This window comes from Paenibacillus sp. FSL R10-2736, assembly GCF_038000245.1.
GTDB lineage: Bacteria > Bacillota > Bacilli > Paenibacillales > Paenibacillaceae > Paenibacillus_AQ > Paenibacillus_AQ phytohabitans.
Window position 1 is genome coordinate 6032820 of record NZ_JBBOBN010000001.1, and the last position, 15109, is coordinate 6047928.

12 protein-coding genes and 1 pseudogene are annotated in these 15109 nt (G+C 55.3%); 4 read left to right on the plus strand and 9 right to left on the minus strand.

Going from position 1 to position 15109, the window contains the following annotated elements:
• Nucleotides 1–861 precede the first annotated feature (861 nt).
• Nucleotides 862–1953 (minus strand): threonine-phosphate decarboxylase CobD, encoded by a 1092-nt coding sequence (cobD, locus tag NSQ73_RS25725; protein ID WP_340988690.1) that lies wholly within the window; start codon nt 1951–1953, stop codon nt 862–864.
• Between the two features lie 508 nt (nt 1954–2461).
• Here cobD and NSQ73_RS25730 point away from each other — a divergent pair.
• Nucleotides 2462–3466: a lipoate--protein ligase gene (locus NSQ73_RS25730; protein WP_340988691.1), complete on the plus strand. Its 1005-nt coding sequence runs from the start codon at nt 2462–2464 to the stop codon at nt 3464–3466.
• A 166-nt stretch (nt 3467–3632) separates the two neighbouring features.
• Here the strand turns inward: NSQ73_RS25730 and NSQ73_RS25735 are convergent, their stop codons facing one another.
• Nucleotides 3633–4355, minus strand: coding sequence for a metal-dependent hydrolase (locus NSQ73_RS25735; protein WP_039296505.1), 723 nt, complete (start codon nt 4353–4355; stop codon nt 3633–3635).
• Nucleotides 4356–4586: 231 nt separating this feature from the next.
• Between NSQ73_RS25735 and NSQ73_RS25740 the strand changes: the two genes are divergently transcribed.
• The 3 genes from NSQ73_RS25740 (at nt 4587) to NSQ73_RS25750 (ending at nt 6893) form a co-directional block, all read left to right on the plus strand.
• Nucleotides 4587–5498, plus strand: coding sequence for a DMT family transporter (locus NSQ73_RS25740; protein ID WP_042134398.1), 912 nt, complete (start codon nt 4587–4589; stop codon nt 5496–5498).
• 110 nt (nt 5499–5608) lie between these two features.
• On the plus strand, nt 5609–6412 hold the full coding sequence (locus NSQ73_RS25745; RefSeq protein ID WP_042134396.1) for a Cof-type HAD-IIB family hydrolase: 804 nt from the start codon (nt 5609–5611) through the stop codon (nt 6410–6412).
• Nucleotides 6413–6527: 115 nt separating this feature from the next.
• Nucleotides 6528–6893 carry a hypothetical protein gene (locus tag NSQ73_RS25750; protein ID WP_340988695.1) on the plus strand — a complete coding sequence of 122 codons (366 nt, stop codon included), beginning with the start codon at nt 6528–6530 and terminating at the stop codon, nt 6891–6893.
• 45 nt (nt 6894–6938) lie between these two features.
• On the opposite strand, the gene NSQ73_RS25755 is transcribed toward NSQ73_RS25750, so the two are convergent.
• The 7 genes and pseudogenes from NSQ73_RS25755 to NSQ73_RS25785 form a co-directional block, all read right to left on the minus strand.
• Nucleotides 6939–8774: an ABC transporter ATP-binding protein gene (locus tag NSQ73_RS25755; protein WP_340988697.1), complete on the minus strand. Its 1836-nt coding sequence runs from the start codon at nt 8772–8774 to the stop codon at nt 6939–6941.
• 14 nt (nt 8775–8788) lie between these two features.
• Nucleotides 8789–9370 (minus strand): GNAT family N-acetyltransferase, encoded by a 582-nt coding sequence (locus NSQ73_RS25760; RefSeq protein WP_340988699.1) that lies wholly within the window; start codon nt 9368–9370, stop codon nt 8789–8791.
• A gap of 710 nt (nt 9371–10080) precedes the next feature.
• Nucleotides 10081–10803, minus strand: coding sequence for a 5'-methylthioadenosine/adenosylhomocysteine nucleosidase (locus tag NSQ73_RS25765; RefSeq protein WP_340988701.1), 723 nt, complete (start codon nt 10801–10803; stop codon nt 10081–10083).
• A 209-nt stretch (nt 10804–11012) separates the two neighbouring features.
• Nucleotides 11013–12083, minus strand: a pseudogene (locus NSQ73_RS25770) (iron-containing alcohol dehydrogenase family protein); the annotation flags it as partial.
• Nucleotides 12084–12218: 135 nt separating this feature from the next.
• Nucleotides 12219–12878 (minus strand): methionine ABC transporter permease, encoded by a 660-nt coding sequence (locus NSQ73_RS25775; RefSeq protein WP_039296489.1) that lies wholly within the window; start codon nt 12876–12878, stop codon nt 12219–12221.
• Nucleotides 12878–13897, minus strand: a complete 1020-nt coding sequence (locus NSQ73_RS25780; RefSeq protein ID WP_340988703.1) for a methionine ABC transporter ATP-binding protein — start codon at nt 13895–13897, stop codon at nt 12878–12880. The genes NSQ73_RS25775 and NSQ73_RS25780 overlap by 1 nt, the downstream gene beginning before the upstream one ends.
• Nucleotides 13890–15104, minus strand: a complete 1215-nt coding sequence (locus tag NSQ73_RS25785) for an aminotransferase class I/II-fold pyridoxal phosphate-dependent enzyme (RefSeq protein WP_340988706.1) — start codon at nt 15102–15104, stop codon at nt 13890–13892. Before NSQ73_RS25785 ends, NSQ73_RS25780 begins: the two co-directional genes overlap by 8 nt.
• Nucleotides 15105–15109 lie beyond the last annotated feature (5 nt).

Here is a 15109-nt window from a genome sequence, read left to right on the forward strand (position 1 = left end):
TAAGCATATAAAAACCCGGTAAGTTTAAACATACGAATATCTTTACATCCAGCCGACTTTTTTTACCTCTTTACGGCCGGCCATCCGGGTAAACGTAATGCTTGGGTTCAAGCACGCTTCGTAACGAACGCGTAGCGAATTAACTTTCCGGTAACATACATACTTCAAAACAACACAAAAAAAACCGTTCCTGTAATTAATGGAGGTACTACCCGCCATTTCAAAAGGAGCGATTTCTTTGTACATTAGGTTGATGATGGACCCTTCCGGTAAGCGAAGAGTTCCGTTCCGATGCTATAGCCGGCTAAATAAGTGGATTTATGACATTTAATTATATGATTTAACCGTATATGCATTTATTAAGTGGAAAAATGGCATCTAATTCTCTTGATTCCGCCTCCAAACGGGGATGCGGGACGAATAGATGTACTTTTTCCAACTGCTGTCCCGAAATTGTCTGGTTCAGGCTAAATAAATGCTCTTTTTCCACTTATTTCTTGTGGAGAGGCTGCGTGCACACCGGTAGCGAAGCGAGCCGGAGAACCGTTGACGGCTGGCAGCGGCTGGTATCTGGCACGCTAACGGCTGGCGGCTGACACGCTGACGGCTTGCGGCTAGCACGTAACGGCTGACGGCTGGCACGCTGACGGCTGGGCACGCTAACGGCTGACGGTGGCGCGTAACGGCTGGCGGCTGGCGCGTAACGGCTGGCGGCTGGCGCGTAACGGCTGGTGGCTGGCGCGTAACGGCTGACGGTGGCGCGTAACGGCTGGCGGCTGGCACGGTGGCTGGGCACGCTAACGGCTGGCGGCTGGGCACGCTAACTGCTGGTGGCTGGCACGCTCTCAACTGCTGCAGCTCTCAGATCCCCGCCCGCAGCAGCGCCCCCAGCTCCCGCAGCAGCCGGGCATTGTCCGCCCGGCCCTTCACCGCGACGCGCATATGCCCCGGCTCAAGGCCGGGGTACATCGCGCAGCTGCGGACGAGTATTCCGCCCGCGCCCAGCCGCCGCTGCATCTCCTGCGCGCTCCACGGAGCGGGCAGCCGCAGCAGCAGGAAGTTCGCTTCGCCCGGCGGCACTTCGCAGCCGAGCTCAAGCAGACCTTGGCGCAGCAGCTGCCGCTCTGCTGCGATCAGCGCGCGCGTCTCCTGCACATAGCCGTCGCCGCTCTGCAGACAAGCTTCCCCGGCCAGCAGGGCCAGGCCGTTCACGCTCCAGGTCACCTGCTTGCCGGTCATCGCCGCGGCAAGCTCCGGGTGCGCGGCAGTGAAGCCCAGCCGCAGCCCCGGAATGGCAAAGAACTTCGTCATCGAGCGCACCAGCACCGTATGACGGTAAGCCCCCAGCTCCGGCAGCAGGGATTGCCGGTCCGCTTCCGGGATGAAGTCAATGAACGCTTCATCCACGGCAAGAATTGTCCCGCAGGCTTCCGCCTTGCGGGCCAGCAGCCGCAGCTCGTCCAGCGGATACTGGACGCCGTTCGGATTGTTCGGCTGGCCGAGGAACAGCAGATCCGTCTGCTCCAGCAGGCCGGAGATCTCGTCCACGGAGGCCCGGTAATCACTGCCGCGGGTCCCCTGAACGGATGAAACCTCTGCACCGAACTGCTCCGCCAGCTGGCGGTATTCGGAGAAGCAGGGTTCGATTATGCCTACGCGGCGCGGGGCCGCTGCCAGCAGGAGCAGGGCCATCGACTCGGCGGCTCCATTGGCAACGGTAATCCAGTCCGTGCCCACTCCCAGATTTTCCGCGAGCACCGCTTTCAGCCTCCGGTGTCCCGGATCAGGATAAGCCGTAATTGCGGAGACCGCATCCCGCAGCAGCGCCAGCACCCCCGGCGGCGGGCCCAGCGGGTTAATATTGGCGCTGAAATCCAGGAAGCCGCCGCTATTCTCCCCGTATAGCTCGGCCGCTGTCAACAGATCGCCGCCGTGTCCGTATTTTTCAAGCATGAGTACACTCCCTTTACGCTCAATCATTACTTCATTAATTTAATTGAACTACACTTATTTGAGTAGCAGATCTGCCGCTGCAAAAATCCTGCCCATAATACAACATTCTCCGCATGATCCCGGCAATAATCCAGAACTGTTGTATAAAAGGCAACATTTCGTCCCCTCCAAGCGGTTTAGCAGGACAATTCTTGTATCGCATACAACAATCTGTGTGAAACTCAGCAATCCTTCTCCCAATTATCGGCCTATTGCCGGAAGTACGTCAATGCCCTCACAGCAGCACACACGTGCCCCCGGCATGATGATCCCCGGCACTTTCAAGCGGAGAAATACCGGGCGATGCTGATTCTGCCGGACAGAAGTCCGCTTTCAGCCTCAGTGGAGGGTGAACTGGCGGCCCTTGCGTAACTCCGGCCGGATAAGTTAAACTTTCGATTTTGTGGAAACCTCTCTTTTAGTTTAGAATAAGTACAGCAGTTTACTATGGCCAAGCGGAGGAATCACTATGCTTTTTATCGATAATACCGGAATTACAGACGCATCGGTCAATCTGGCAATTGAGGAATTTGCACTCAAAAACCTGCCGATGGACGAGAGCTATCTGCTCTTTTATATCAACAGCCCGTCGATTATTATCGGCAAGCATCAGAACACCATCGAAGAGATCAACCAGGAATATGTGAAGGACAACAATATCCAGGTCGTACGGCGGTTATCCGGCGGCGGCGCGGTCTATCATGATCTGGGCAATCTGAACTTCAGCTTCATTACCAAGGATGACGGACAGTCTTTCCATAACTTCCTCAAATTCACCCAGCCGGTGATTGATTATCTGCAGTCGATGGGAGTGAATGCCGAGCTGAGCGGACGCAACGATCTTCAGGTCGGGGAGCAGAAAATCTCCGGCAACGCCCAGTTCTCCACACGCGGACGCATGTTCAGCCACGGCACATTGATGTTCGACCTTAATCTGGACGATGTGCAGGCTTCACTGAACGTAAATCCCGAGAAGTTCAAGTCGAAGAGCACCAAGTCCGTACGCAGCCGTGTCGCCAATATCAAAGAGCTGCTGGGCAACCCGGATATGACAATTGAACAGTTCCGCGAAGGCCTGCTGCGTTCCATCTTCGGCATGGAGGCGTCCGAGGTTCCCCAGTACAAGCTGACCATGGACGACTGGGTGCGGATTAATGAAATCTCCAAGGAGCATTACCAGAACTGGGACTGGAACTACGGCCTGTCGCCGAAGAGCAATGTGAAGCACACCCGCAAATTCCCGGCCGGTCTAGTCGATATCCGCATGGACATTGAGGATTCCATCATCCGCGAGATCAAAATCTACGGGGACTTCTTCGGCGTCGGCGATGTGGCGGACGTAGAGAACGCGCTGCGCGGTAAGCGTTATGCGGAAGCCGAGGTCAGAGAGGCGCTGGCTGATCTGGACCTCAAGCATTACTTCGGCCGCATTGAGCCGGAGGACTTCATCGGTCTGGTATTTCTTGAGGAGTAGGGCTCTGCACCGCAGACACCACTCCGGCAAGCAGGTACTTATACAGTAAAAAGAACCCCGCTATCCTGCCGCATCCTGCGCAGCTGATCGTGGGGCTCTTGTCTTGCCGTCCATCTCTTATCTCGTTGTTCATCTCTTAAGCTGCTGCCCAGCTCTTGCTTGCCCTTTACACCAAAGAAGGCGTAAGCACAAAAACATAGACAACCAGCGCCAGCGTAAGCATTACGCACACCTTCTCCACCGCATTGCCTTTCTTCGTGCCGGTGCTCATCAGCTTCAGCCGCAGCTTGACCGGGAGCGGGGGCAGCGGCGTAATTCCGCGCTGGGTCAGGGAATCGGCCAGCAGATGCAGGCCGTAGGACATACTCCCGGCAATCCAGAGACTGCCGCCGTCATCCATGCCCTTTGATACAAAATACAGCAGCGCCCCCCAGCCGGCCACGGCATACAGCGTATGCGTGATTCCCCGGTGCGGGACAACGGAAGCTACGACCAGCACACAGGCGGCAATATAGTTCCATGGATCATAGGCATCGGCAAAAGCAAACAGCGCCAGCGCAATCAGCAGCATCACCAGATGCCTCAGCCTGCGGCCCGGCAGGAAAGACACACTGCCGACCAGCAGAGCCAGGGCAATATTCCACGGCGGAGCAGCGATTCCGGCAAAATAAAGATAAATAGCTGCCCCGATCAGGGATACCTGCAGGATACGCAGCAGAAACTCGGGAACTGCCTTGCGTACCAGCAGTGAATTCGGCTCGTCGATATCGGGCAGCAGCGAGCTGACCACCGCAACGGCGACGGCCGGAAGAGTGATTTCAAGCCCAAGCAAACTCATGGCGGACAAGGTAACCCCGGTGCTGATAACTAAATGGGATTTGCCCATCATGGTGAATCCGCTCCTTCATATGAGAGTATAATGATTCTGGATGCCCGAAATAAGAACAAGTGTGCGGTTATCGAAGTATACCAAGGCTTTCCTTTTTTGTCCAGCGTATAACGGGCTACAGGCCTCCTTCATCCCGTGCGGACACGGCCGCTACGCAGTTTCGGCTTGTCCTGCCCCCTGATTTAGGATACAATTTGGACAACTCATACGGCCCTGAAAGGATGACACCCTGTGAACCGCTCCCGAATCGCCGATCTAAGTCTGCTGCTGGTGGCGATGATGTGGGGATGTACGTTTCTTATTGTGCAATCTGCCGTCCGGGTACTGCCGCCACTTGCCTTCAACAGCATCCGGTTTACAGGCGCCGCCCTGCTGCTTGCACTAATTACCGCCGTCTTCTACCGTCAGGAATGGAAGAAGCTAAGCTTACGTATGGTTCTGCATGCTCTGCTGCTGGGCCTGCTGCTCTTCCTGGGCTATGGCTTCCAGACCATGGGACTGCTGTATACCACCACCTCCAATACAGGGTTCATTACCGGACTGTCGGTGGTACTTGTACCTTTCCTGTCTCTGGCGCTGCTGAAGCATGCCATATCCCGTTACACCTGGTTCAGTGCCGGCCTCGCAGCGGTTGGCCTGTATCTGCTGACCTTCACCGGCTCTGCGTTCTCCCTTAATAAGGGCGATGGCCTGATCCTGCTCTGCGCTGCCTTCTTTGCGCTGCAGATCGTGTATACCGGCATATATGCGCCGCGTTATCCGGCCTTGCCGCTGGCCGCGCTGCAGCTTGCCTTTGTGGGCCTGTTCAGCGTTCTGGCCACCCTTCTGGTGGATGGCCCCGCACCGCTTATGCACAGCGGGGAGCTGCTCGCGAAGCCGGAAGTGCTCTGGGCCATGCTAATCTCCATCGGCCCGACCAGCGCCTTCGCCTTCTGGATTCAGACCGCCTGCCAGAAATACACCACCCCGTCCCGGGTGGCGATTATTTATGCCACAGAGCCGGTATTCGCTGCAGTAACAGGCCTGCTCTTCGGCGGAGAGACACTCGGCCTGTCTGCTGCGCTAGGCTGTGGATGCATTCTTGCCGCCATGCTGATGGCGGAGCTGAGTCCTGATCCGGCGCGGACGCAGGCGGAGGGCTAGCAGCATTTTATAGTTACATGCTTCAGACAAAAAGTCGTGCTTCCGTTCCCCTTCTTATAGAAGATTCCCCGGAAAGCCGGACTAAACCAACCTTTTAGGAGAGAACCCAAATGTACAAATTGATTGCTATCGATATTGACGACACCCTGATTAATGACGACAAGGAAGTTACCCCTGCCACCCAAACCGCGCTGGAGCAGGCTGTTGCCGCAGGCGTTGTGGTTACCCTCGCTACCGGACGCGCTTATGCTTCCGCCCAGGCGATTGCCCGCCAGACCGGACTGAATGTGCCGATCATCACCTATCAGGGGGCACTCGTTAAGAATCTGCTGGACGAAGAAGTGCTCTATGAGCGTTATGTACCGCAGGATGCGGTGCGCAAGCTGTTCCAGTATTGTGTGGAGCATGACCTGCATCTGCAGACTTACATCGACGACAAGCTGTATGCCCGTGAGGAGAACCAGAAGCTGATCGATTATGCTGCCTTGAACAAGACCCAGTACTACATTGAGCCTAATTGGGAAGAGAAGCTGGTCCCGCAAAAAACACCTAAAATGCTCATCATCGACGATCCGGCCTTCCTGGATGAGCTGTCCCCGATCCTGCGCAACCTGCTCGGTGATTCGGTTCACATCACGAAGTCCAAGCCGCATTTCCTGGAAATCATGCATCACGAAGGCACCAAAGGCCTGGCGCTTGAATTCCTGGCTAAGCATTTCGGCTGCGAGCTGTCCGAGACCATCGCTGTCGGCGATTCCTGGAACGATCACGAGATGCTCGAAGCCGCCGGCCTCGGTGTCGCTATGGCGAATGCCATTCCTGCCCTGAAGGAAATTGCCGATTTCGTTACCCTCAGCAACAATGAGGACGGCGTGAAATTCGCCATCGATAAATTCATTCTCGGTGCAGAATAACAGGCATACCTCTCTGAGCGGATATCTTATATGACAAAGGTGGCTTACCGCCGGTTCAGTTTATTGAACCGCTGTAAGCCACCTTTTATAATCCAAGAAGAAAGGAGGGTCATCCATGGAAGAAGTATCTGCTGCGGACCAGCTCGAATCCATTAAATCCTGGCAATCGACCATCAAAAAACTCGAAAATGCCTTTGCGCAAATGACTCAAAAGGGCACAAACATTACGCTGGTAAAGAAACGGCTCAATGCTTCACACATCGGCTTAGCGGTTCTGGAGAACGTCTGGAATCAACAACCTCATCAGTACTCCCATGAAGATATAGCAGAAGCCCGCAAAGTTCTGATTGAAATAACCCCATCTGTTGAACATAGTTACGCTAAATCCAAGGCTGGCAGTCCACAACAAACTCTTTTAGAAAGAAGACTCCAAGCCTTGAAGCTGGCTGTTCAAGCGATTGACGCTCTCTCTGCCAAGTAGCGCGTAGCGCATGCTGAAAGCCAAGAACATAGCTGAAGAAGACTATTATAACGTACCTGCTGCAGCTGTCTCCTGCTTGAGGGGGGCCGTTCCGCCGCTGCTCAAGCTCTCACCGCCCAAAGAAGAATATTGCCCTTCCTCCACAGCCTCCTGCTCCAGTTGGGAATTATACAGCTCGAAGTACCGTCCCTCTGCCTCCAGCAGCTCCTCATGTCCGCCCCGCTCCACAATCTCCCCGTTCTCCATCACCAGAATAATATCGGCATTCTGGATGGTTGAGAGGCGGTGGGCGATGACCAGCGTTGTTTTATCCTTCATCAGCTTGCGGATCGCCTGCTGGACCATTTTCTCCGACTCATTGTCGAGAGCCGCCGTAGCTTCATCCAGCAGCAGAATCGGCGCGTTCTTCAGCATCGCTCTGGCAATGGAGAGACGCTGTCTCTGCCCTCCGGACAATCTCGAACCATGCTCACCAATATCGGTGTGGATGCCTTCCGGCAGCTCCATCACGAAATCATAAGCGTTCGCCTGCCGCAGCGCTTCTATAATCTCTTCTTCCGTAGCGCCCGGTCTGCCGTTACCGATATTGTCACGGATGCTTCCGGTATACAGACCCGACTCCTGGGGAACATAGGCGAAATAACTTCTCAGCTGCTCAAGCGGCATCCCGGCAATCGCCTGATTGTTAATTGAAATCTCACCTGCATCCGGTTTATAGAAACCGAGCAGCAGCTTGAATAGCGTTGATTTACCGCCGCCGCTCGGACCCACCACGGCCATCTGCTTTCCGCGCGTTAACTCCAGGTTAACCTTGCTTAGACTCTGCTTCTCACTCTCCGGATATCCGAATGACAGGTCTGCGAGCTGTAGCACATTGAAATCAGGCTGCTGCATCTGCTGGTCAGGCAGTACCTCAACCTCGGGAGCAGCATCCATCACTTCAAAAATCCGTTCCGCCGCGCCCAGCGACTGCTGCATGGAAGCGACCAGGCCCGGCAGTACCGAGAACGGGCCCACCAGATAATTCATCAATTGGATGAATGCAATCATCGCCCCGACCTCAAGTGATCCCTGGGCCACAAACCACCCGGCAATGACCAGCGCGAGCAGGAAGGTAAGGTTGCCCAGCACAGAGGAGATCGCCCCCGTTGCCCCTTCGATTCTCGCCTTCTTCTTCTCCCCGGAGGCAATGCTCTCACTATATTCTACATACTGCTTCTGCAGCCTGCGCTCAATCGAGAACGCCTTGAACACCATGCTGCTGCCCAGGATATCATTCAGAAAAGCCGTCGTTCTGCTCATATTCTCCTGTACCCGCACGCTGTTGGCACGCATGGCGTTGCCGAATATTTTGCCGGTCAGGAACAGCAGCGGCCCTACCGACAGACAGATCAGTGCAAGCAGCCAGTTGATATAGATCAGATAAGCGAAGGAGGCCACCGCCAGCAGCGGATTGCGCAGCAGATCCATCATGACATGTCCGCAGGCTTCGCCGACCGACTGATTGTCGTTCGTGAACCGGGACAACAGATCGCCTGAATGATTGCGGTCGAAATAAGACTGCGGCAAAGCCAGGGTATGTCCCATCATGTCCTGGCGCAGTTCATTTCTGATTTTGGCCGATATATTAGTTTTGAGATACACACTTAGAAAAGTGTTGATTCCGGCGACCGTCAAGAATATAACTCCGAACCAGGCAAGGCCTGTAAAAGCCTCTACGTCCAGACGGACCGCCGCATCCGTAATCCGGGACAGGAACCAGGCCATCGTCAGATCAAGGACAATACTAAATAGGGTAACTAGCAGTAATATGCTATAAATCAGCTTATGTCTGAGCATGTATGTACTTAATCTGGCAAAAGCACCTTTCTTCTTCTTCACATCATCATCTCCCTTTAGAATTCAACACCCCGCACCTTAGCGTACACTTTGCTATCATGGAGTTCCCCGTCCGCCTCGCGTGTGCTCTTGCGCAGAATGCCGTCCAGCGTGAACCCGGCACGCTCGGCAACAGCAGCACTTCGCTTATTCCGCCCGCTGCAGCGGATTTCAATCCGCTCCGCCCCAAGCTCTCTAATGGCAAAATCCGTAATTCCATGCACCGCTTCCGTAATATATCCGTTGCCTGCGCATGAGCTTCTGATCCAATATCCCGTCTCGAAACGGCGGCAATCCCAGTCGATATGATGCAGGCCGATGTTGCCTATGTATGTGCCGTCCGCCTTGCTGTAGATCTGCATATTCAGTGTCGAGCGTTTCAGATACGCTACCCGCGACTCCCGGACATATACCTCGGTCTCTTCCACCGCCGGCATGCTCTGGGCAAAAGGCATCCACGGCTTCAGCTCGTTCAGGCTCTCTCCGATCGCCTTATTCATTTCCGTCCCGTCTCCCGGCCGCGCAGCCCGGACGAGCAGGCGCTCCGTTTCAAAGCTCTCCGGAATATCCAGCAGAATTGGAAGCAAATTCTCACTCATACCAAATTCATCCTCCACTATAATCGAATATCGTTATATTATAGTGCCTTCTCCTTTTCTTGAAAATAATGAAAAATACACATTAGTTGCTTAAAATTGGAAGACGGGCTCATTGTTTATTTACATTCCGTGCTTGGATGCCTTTAGTTTACAGAGCTTGCGGGAAAGCGCCCAGCGGCGGCAGGCGGATTCGCGGGTCGGTCTTGGGGCTGAAAAATGTCGCTATTACACAGCAAAAACCGCCTTTAAAGCCACGAACAAAGCTCTTCAGCAGCTCCGTTCAGTACTCACAGGCGGTTTCAGGTGGATTGAACTTGAAATACTTACTCATACTTAGCTTTCCTCAGTGAATGTTGTACGGAATACAACAATTCCTTCCTAATATCGAGCGAAATCCAAAATTGTTGTATAAAAGGCAACATTTCCGCTCATCCAAACGGTTTAAAGGGACAATTATTGTATTTCATACAACAATCTGTCCAATCATGTTGGTTTCTGGGGAGCCAAGTTGTAATACGTACAACAATTGCTAGTGTTGACCGGTTACTTGTTTTGGTTTTGATCAATAGTGCGGTTTATAGTAGTTGTTCTTCTTAGTAAATTGGCCGATAGTAGTTGCTCAGGCCAGTTGCTCACTGTTAATGGTCTGTCCACTTAGTATTTAGTCCCTTAGTATTTAGTCACTTAGTATTCAGTCACCTATCAGGCACTCATTTAGCGCCACGAGTCTCCGCCACTGTATACAGCGCCAGAATCTCCGTAACGATCTCCGCCGAGTTGGTGGCGGCAAGCTCCAGATGCGACTTGAATAATCCTGCCGCTTCTGATCCGGCAATGTCGGAGATCGCACGGACAGCAAGGAACGGCACACCGAATTGGTAGGCGGTTTGCGCAATCGCTGCACCTTCCATATCTGTAGCCTTAGCTGCAGGGAAGCGGCTGCGGATCTCATCGGCCCGCTCCGGTCGGCTGATGAACGAATCCGCCGTAGTAATCAGTCCGGTGACGACTGCCTCCGCCCTGGAAGTGCGGGCAATCACCTGCTTCGCCGCAGCCAGCAGATCGCCCGCGACCGGATAACGGTCCGGCATCTGCGGCACCTGCCCATAGGCATAGCTGAATGCTGTTGCGTCCACATCGCTGTAGATCAGTTCCTCGGCGATGACCACATCGCCAACCCTAAGCTCCGGAGCCAAGCCACCGGCAGCGCCGGTATTAATGATGAGCTCACAGTGGAACCGCTCCAGCAGCAGCGTTGTAGTTACTGCCGCATTCACTTTGCCGATGCCGGACTGCAGCAGAACCACATCCAGCCCGTTCAGCCTGCCGGAATGAAGTCTTCCCACGCCTGCCTTCAGGCTACGCACATCCGTCATCCGTGACAGCAAGAGCGCCACTTCCTCTTCCATTGCGCCGATAATCGCAATACTCATGATGTTACAGCCCCCTGACCGATGATGTTCTGTGGACGCACACCGGACTCCGTCCGCCCTCTTTGATAGCTATCGTCCGTGTCCACTTTCCAGCCAGCTTCGTCCACATACCCTGCTCCTGCAGTATCGTTTGTCTGTGCCACTTCACCGGTACCTGACGCCCGTCCCGGTCCTCCGGCGGAATCCCGGCGCCAGCTGCCGACGAACCGCTCCAGTTCAGCCGCCGCATCCGCAATCCGCGCGGCAGTAATCACGCCGTGCATCCTGTGAATGGAGGCCTCCGGCACCGCCGCCCGTTCTCCCAGCTCCAGCAGATCGCCCGGAGTCAGGAAGTCCAGCCCCATATCCGCCAGACTGGCTGGCAGGCCGATCTGCCGGTAGAACGGTAGCAGTTCTTCTATCTCCGCGAAGTTCTCTTCCAGCGCAAGCTGAACCAGCACACCGTAAGCCACCTTGCTGCCATGCAGCAGGCTGTGGGCCTCCGGGATAGCCGTAAGCGCATCATGGACGGAGTGCGCACCGGCAGTTCGGCCATAATCTTCACCGAAGCCGCCGACCAGACCGCCCACCATGATGATCGTTTCTACCGTCCGGGTTAACGCATCATCCAGCACGCCCGCCGAGACGGCCGCGAGCGCTGCTGCGCTGTACTCCAGCAGGTGATCACGGCATTTGCGCGCCGTGAACCAGGCCAGCTCCACTTCAACCGGAGGCGCAGGCAGATGGCGGATGATGGCGTCAGCCTCATACCATTTGGCCAGCGTATCGCCAATGCCGGCTGTCAGCAGCTCCGGCGGTGAAGCAGCGATGACGGCCGGTTCAAGCAGCACCAGCGCGTTGCTTCGGGGGAACACATCGAAGCGTATGTAAGCGCCCTGAGCATCGTACATCACACTCAGTGAGGACCAGGCGGCGCAGGTAGCGGCCAGCGTCGGCAGAATAACCGCCGGCAGATTCAGCTTGGCTGCAGCAGATTTGACCACATCCGTGATCTTCCCGCCGCCTACGGCAATAATCGCCTGCAGCTGATGCTCTGCCGCGTAAGCGGCTATGGCATCACGCTCCCCGTAGGTGCATTCTCCGCCGTAGACATGATAATGGATCTCCGTTCCGTCAAGCTGCGGCCAATACCGCCCGGCCGCCGCCCAGGACTTCACACCGCGCACCACCAGTACCCGCTCAATTCCCCGTCTGCGCAGATGCTCCTCCAGGTCATTCCAGCTGCCCTCCCGGCAGACGAATTCCTGCGGTGCCGCGCGCACAATAATACGCTCCGTCATAATGGTCCCTCCTTAAAAGTTGTGTAAGCCTACGCTTCTTGAATCACCTTCATACAAAACTTGCTTCGGAAGCATCCGCTTAAGTTTTGTAAGCCTACGCTCAGCCTAACAACCGCCTCAGCCTCAGCCTCATTCCTAGTCCCGCCGCGCCTTACGCGCCAGCCGGTTCCCTGCAGACTGAATGCCCTGAACGAAGATAATCAGAATGGCCACGGTAACGATCATTACGAAGGTGTCGAACCGCTGGTAGCCATACGAGATCGCCAGATCACCGATTCCGCCGCCCCCGACCGTTCCCGCCATTGCTGTGGCCCCGACGAGTCCGATCATCGCCGTGGTCATCGTCAGGATTAGCGACCCGAACGCCTCCGGCAGCAGGAAATGCCAGATCACCTGAAACGTAGTCGCTCCCATCGCTTCCGCAGCCTCCAGAATCCCCGGGCTAACCTCAAGCAGAGAGTTCTCGACCAGGCGTCCAATATAAGGCGCTATGTATACAACAAGCGGTACAATCGCGGCGCTGGTACCAATCGAGGTGTGCACAAGCAGCCGCGTGAAGGGAATAATGGCTACGAGCAGAATGATGAATGGCAGCGAACGGACAATATTAATGATCGGATTAAGCACCGAATAGATAATTCTGTTAGGCAGAACACCGCCCGGACGTGTAATAACAAGGATGATGCCGATAGGAATCCCCAGCAGCGCTCCAAAAAACAACGAAACCCCAACCATAACCACCGTTTCCCTCAGTGCCTGAAACAGCTGCTCCGAGGTAATCACTGTATCCAGCATTAAACCTCCACCTCCTGAATGTCCACACCCTGGCTGACGATAAAAGCCGCCGCCTGATCGATCACTGTATGCTCGCCGTTCAGCTGCAGAATCATTGTCCCCAGCGTTGTCTGCTGGATTTCCGTCATGTTGGCGAACAGAATATTCGCATTGACTTCGAATCTGCGGATCAGGCTGTTGATAATCGGCTCCGAGGCTGTGCCTCCAACGAACTTCAGCCGGAACAGCCGCCGCCCCGGTTCGGCCTTCAGCGTGTTCAGCACACTTTGCGGCACACTGTTATGAATAACCGTCTGCACGAAGCTCTGCGTAGTGGGGTGATGCGGACTGCCGAACACATCCAGTACTTTGCCCTGCTCGATGATCTCCCCCTGCTCCATCACGGCAACCTTGTTGCAGATCTGCTGGATGACAGCCATTTCATGCGTAATGATCATGATGGTGATGTTGTATTCTTTATTTATTTTTTTGAGCAGCTCCAGAATGGATTTGGTCGTCTGCGGATCAAGTGCCGAGGTCGCTTCATCACATAGCAGGATCGACGGGTTAGTAGCCAGTGCCCGGGCAATGCCCACCCGCTGCTTCTGGCCGCCGGACAGCTCCTTGGGATAACTCTTCGCCTTATCCTCCAGCCCGGTGAATTTCAGCAGCTCGGTGACCCGGTCCTGTATCTCCTTCTTGCTGCGTTTCAGCAGCACCAGCGGAATCGCGATATTGTCGAATACGGTCTTGGATTCCAGCAGGTTGAAATGCTGAAAAATCATGCCGATCTTCTTCTTGGCCGCGCGCAGCTGCGCCGAATTGTACTCCGCCAGCGGCTCACCTTCCACGAGCACCTCTCCGCCTGTCGGCCGCTCCAGATAGTTGACCAGCCGGATCAGGGTGCTTTTGCCTGCACCGCTGTAGCCGATGACCCCGTAAATATCACCCTTGTCCACATGCAGGCTTACCCCGCGCAAAGCTTCAATGGATTGGCCCTTCCGTTCAAACGTCTTATAAATATCTCTTAGCTCAATCATGCTGAGCTGCCCCCCTCAGGTCCGTGACCACCGTCTGCTTGAAAATACCTGCCGCGTCTATCCGGTCTACCGCTTCGTTCAGCCTGTCCTCGCTGTTCACCAGGCTAAGCCGCACATACTGCCGTCCTTGTTCTCCGAAGCCTTCCCCCTGCGCCACAGCCACCTGCGCTTCATCCAGCAGCCGCTGGGCGAAGGTTTCCGCTGTATAGCCTGAAGGCACTTTGAACCACGCGAAGAAGGTGCCCTGCGGAGCCGGAACCTCCCAGCCGATGCCCCGAAGTCTCTCTACCAGCACATCGCGCCGCCGCTGATACAGGCTTCCCAGCTGCCTCACCGCATCCTGCGGTCCGAGCAGAGCCGCCGCTGCCGCATCCTGCACTGCACCGAACACGGTGCTGTACGCCTGCGTATGATAATGCTTCAAGGCAGCAATGATCGAAGCATTGCCGGCGGCGAAGCCGAACCTCCAGCCTGCCATGTTGTAGGTTTTGGACACAGTATAGGTTTCAATTCCATAGGCTTTGCCGTCCGCATGCTGAAGCAGGCTAAGCGGCTTGTGGCCGTCGAAGCCGAACGCGCCATAGGCAAAATCATTCAGCACCGGGAACTTATAGCGGGCGGCCAGCTCCAGCGTCCGTTCCCAGAATTCCCCCGTAGCCACCGCTCCGGTCGGATTATTGGGATAGTTCAGCATCAGCAGCTTCACCTGCCGGAGGATCTCTTCAGGAACACGCCCGTAATCCGGCAGGTAGCCGTCCTCTTCATAGACAGGAAGGGTATGAACCCGGGCTTCCGCCAGCTGGGCAGCGGCATGATAGGCCGGATAAGCCGGATCGGCGGTAAGCATCAGATCCCCCGGATTCAGCAGACTCTGAGGAATGCCGACCACCCCAATGCCCGAGCCAGTGAACACAGCGACCTCATGCTCCGGGTCAAGCTCAACGCCATACTCCCTTTTATAGAAGACAGCGATGGCTTCAAGTGTGCTTTTTTTACCGTAAAACGGCGGGTAGCCCTGATTCTCCGGTTTGTCGATTGCCGCTTTCAGGGCATCAATTATGGGCTGCGGCGTGGGCTGATCCGGGTTGCCGCTGGCCAGATCGATCACGTCTATCCCTTTGCTGCGGTAATCGGCAATTCTGGCTTTCAGCGCGTTGAAGTAATTCCCGGACAACTCTTTTACAACATTAGCGGGTTCAAAATCCATATCAC

Coding starts and splice junctions, on each gene's coding strand:
- cobD (WP_340988690.1), bottom strand. CDS start 1,953: ATGCTTGAAAAATACGGACACGGCGGCGATCTGTTGACAGCGGCCGAG.
- NSQ73_RS25730 (WP_340988691.1), top strand. CDS start 2,462: ATGCTTTTTATCGATAATACCGGAATTACAGACGCATCGGTCAATCTG.
- NSQ73_RS25735 (WP_039296505.1), bottom strand. CDS start 4,355: ATGATGGGCAAATCCCATTTAGTTATCAGCACCGGGGTTACCTTGTCC.
- NSQ73_RS25745 (WP_042134396.1), top strand. CDS start 5,609: ATGTACAAATTGATTGCTATCGATATTGACGACACCCTGATTAATGAC.
- NSQ73_RS25750 (WP_340988695.1), top strand. CDS start 6,528: ATGGAAGAAGTATCTGCTGCGGACCAGCTCGAATCCATTAAATCCTGG.
- NSQ73_RS25760 (WP_340988699.1), bottom strand. CDS start 9,370: ATGAGTGAGAATTTGCTTCCAATTCTGCTGGATATTCCGGAGAGCTTT.
- NSQ73_RS25765 (WP_340988701.1), bottom strand. CDS start 10,803: ATGAGTATTGCGATTATCGGCGCAATGGAAGAGGAAGTGGCGCTCTTG.
- NSQ73_RS25775 (WP_039296489.1), bottom strand. CDS start 12,878: ATGCTGGATACAGTGATTACCTCGGAGCAGCTGTTTCAGGCACTGAGG.
- NSQ73_RS25780 (WP_340988703.1), bottom strand. CDS start 13,897: ATGATTGAGCTAAGAGATATTTATAAGACGTTTGAACGGAAGGGCCAA.
- NSQ73_RS25785 (WP_340988706.1), bottom strand. CDS start 15,104: ATGGATTTTGAACCCGCTAATGTTGTAAAAGAGTTGTCCGGGAATTAC.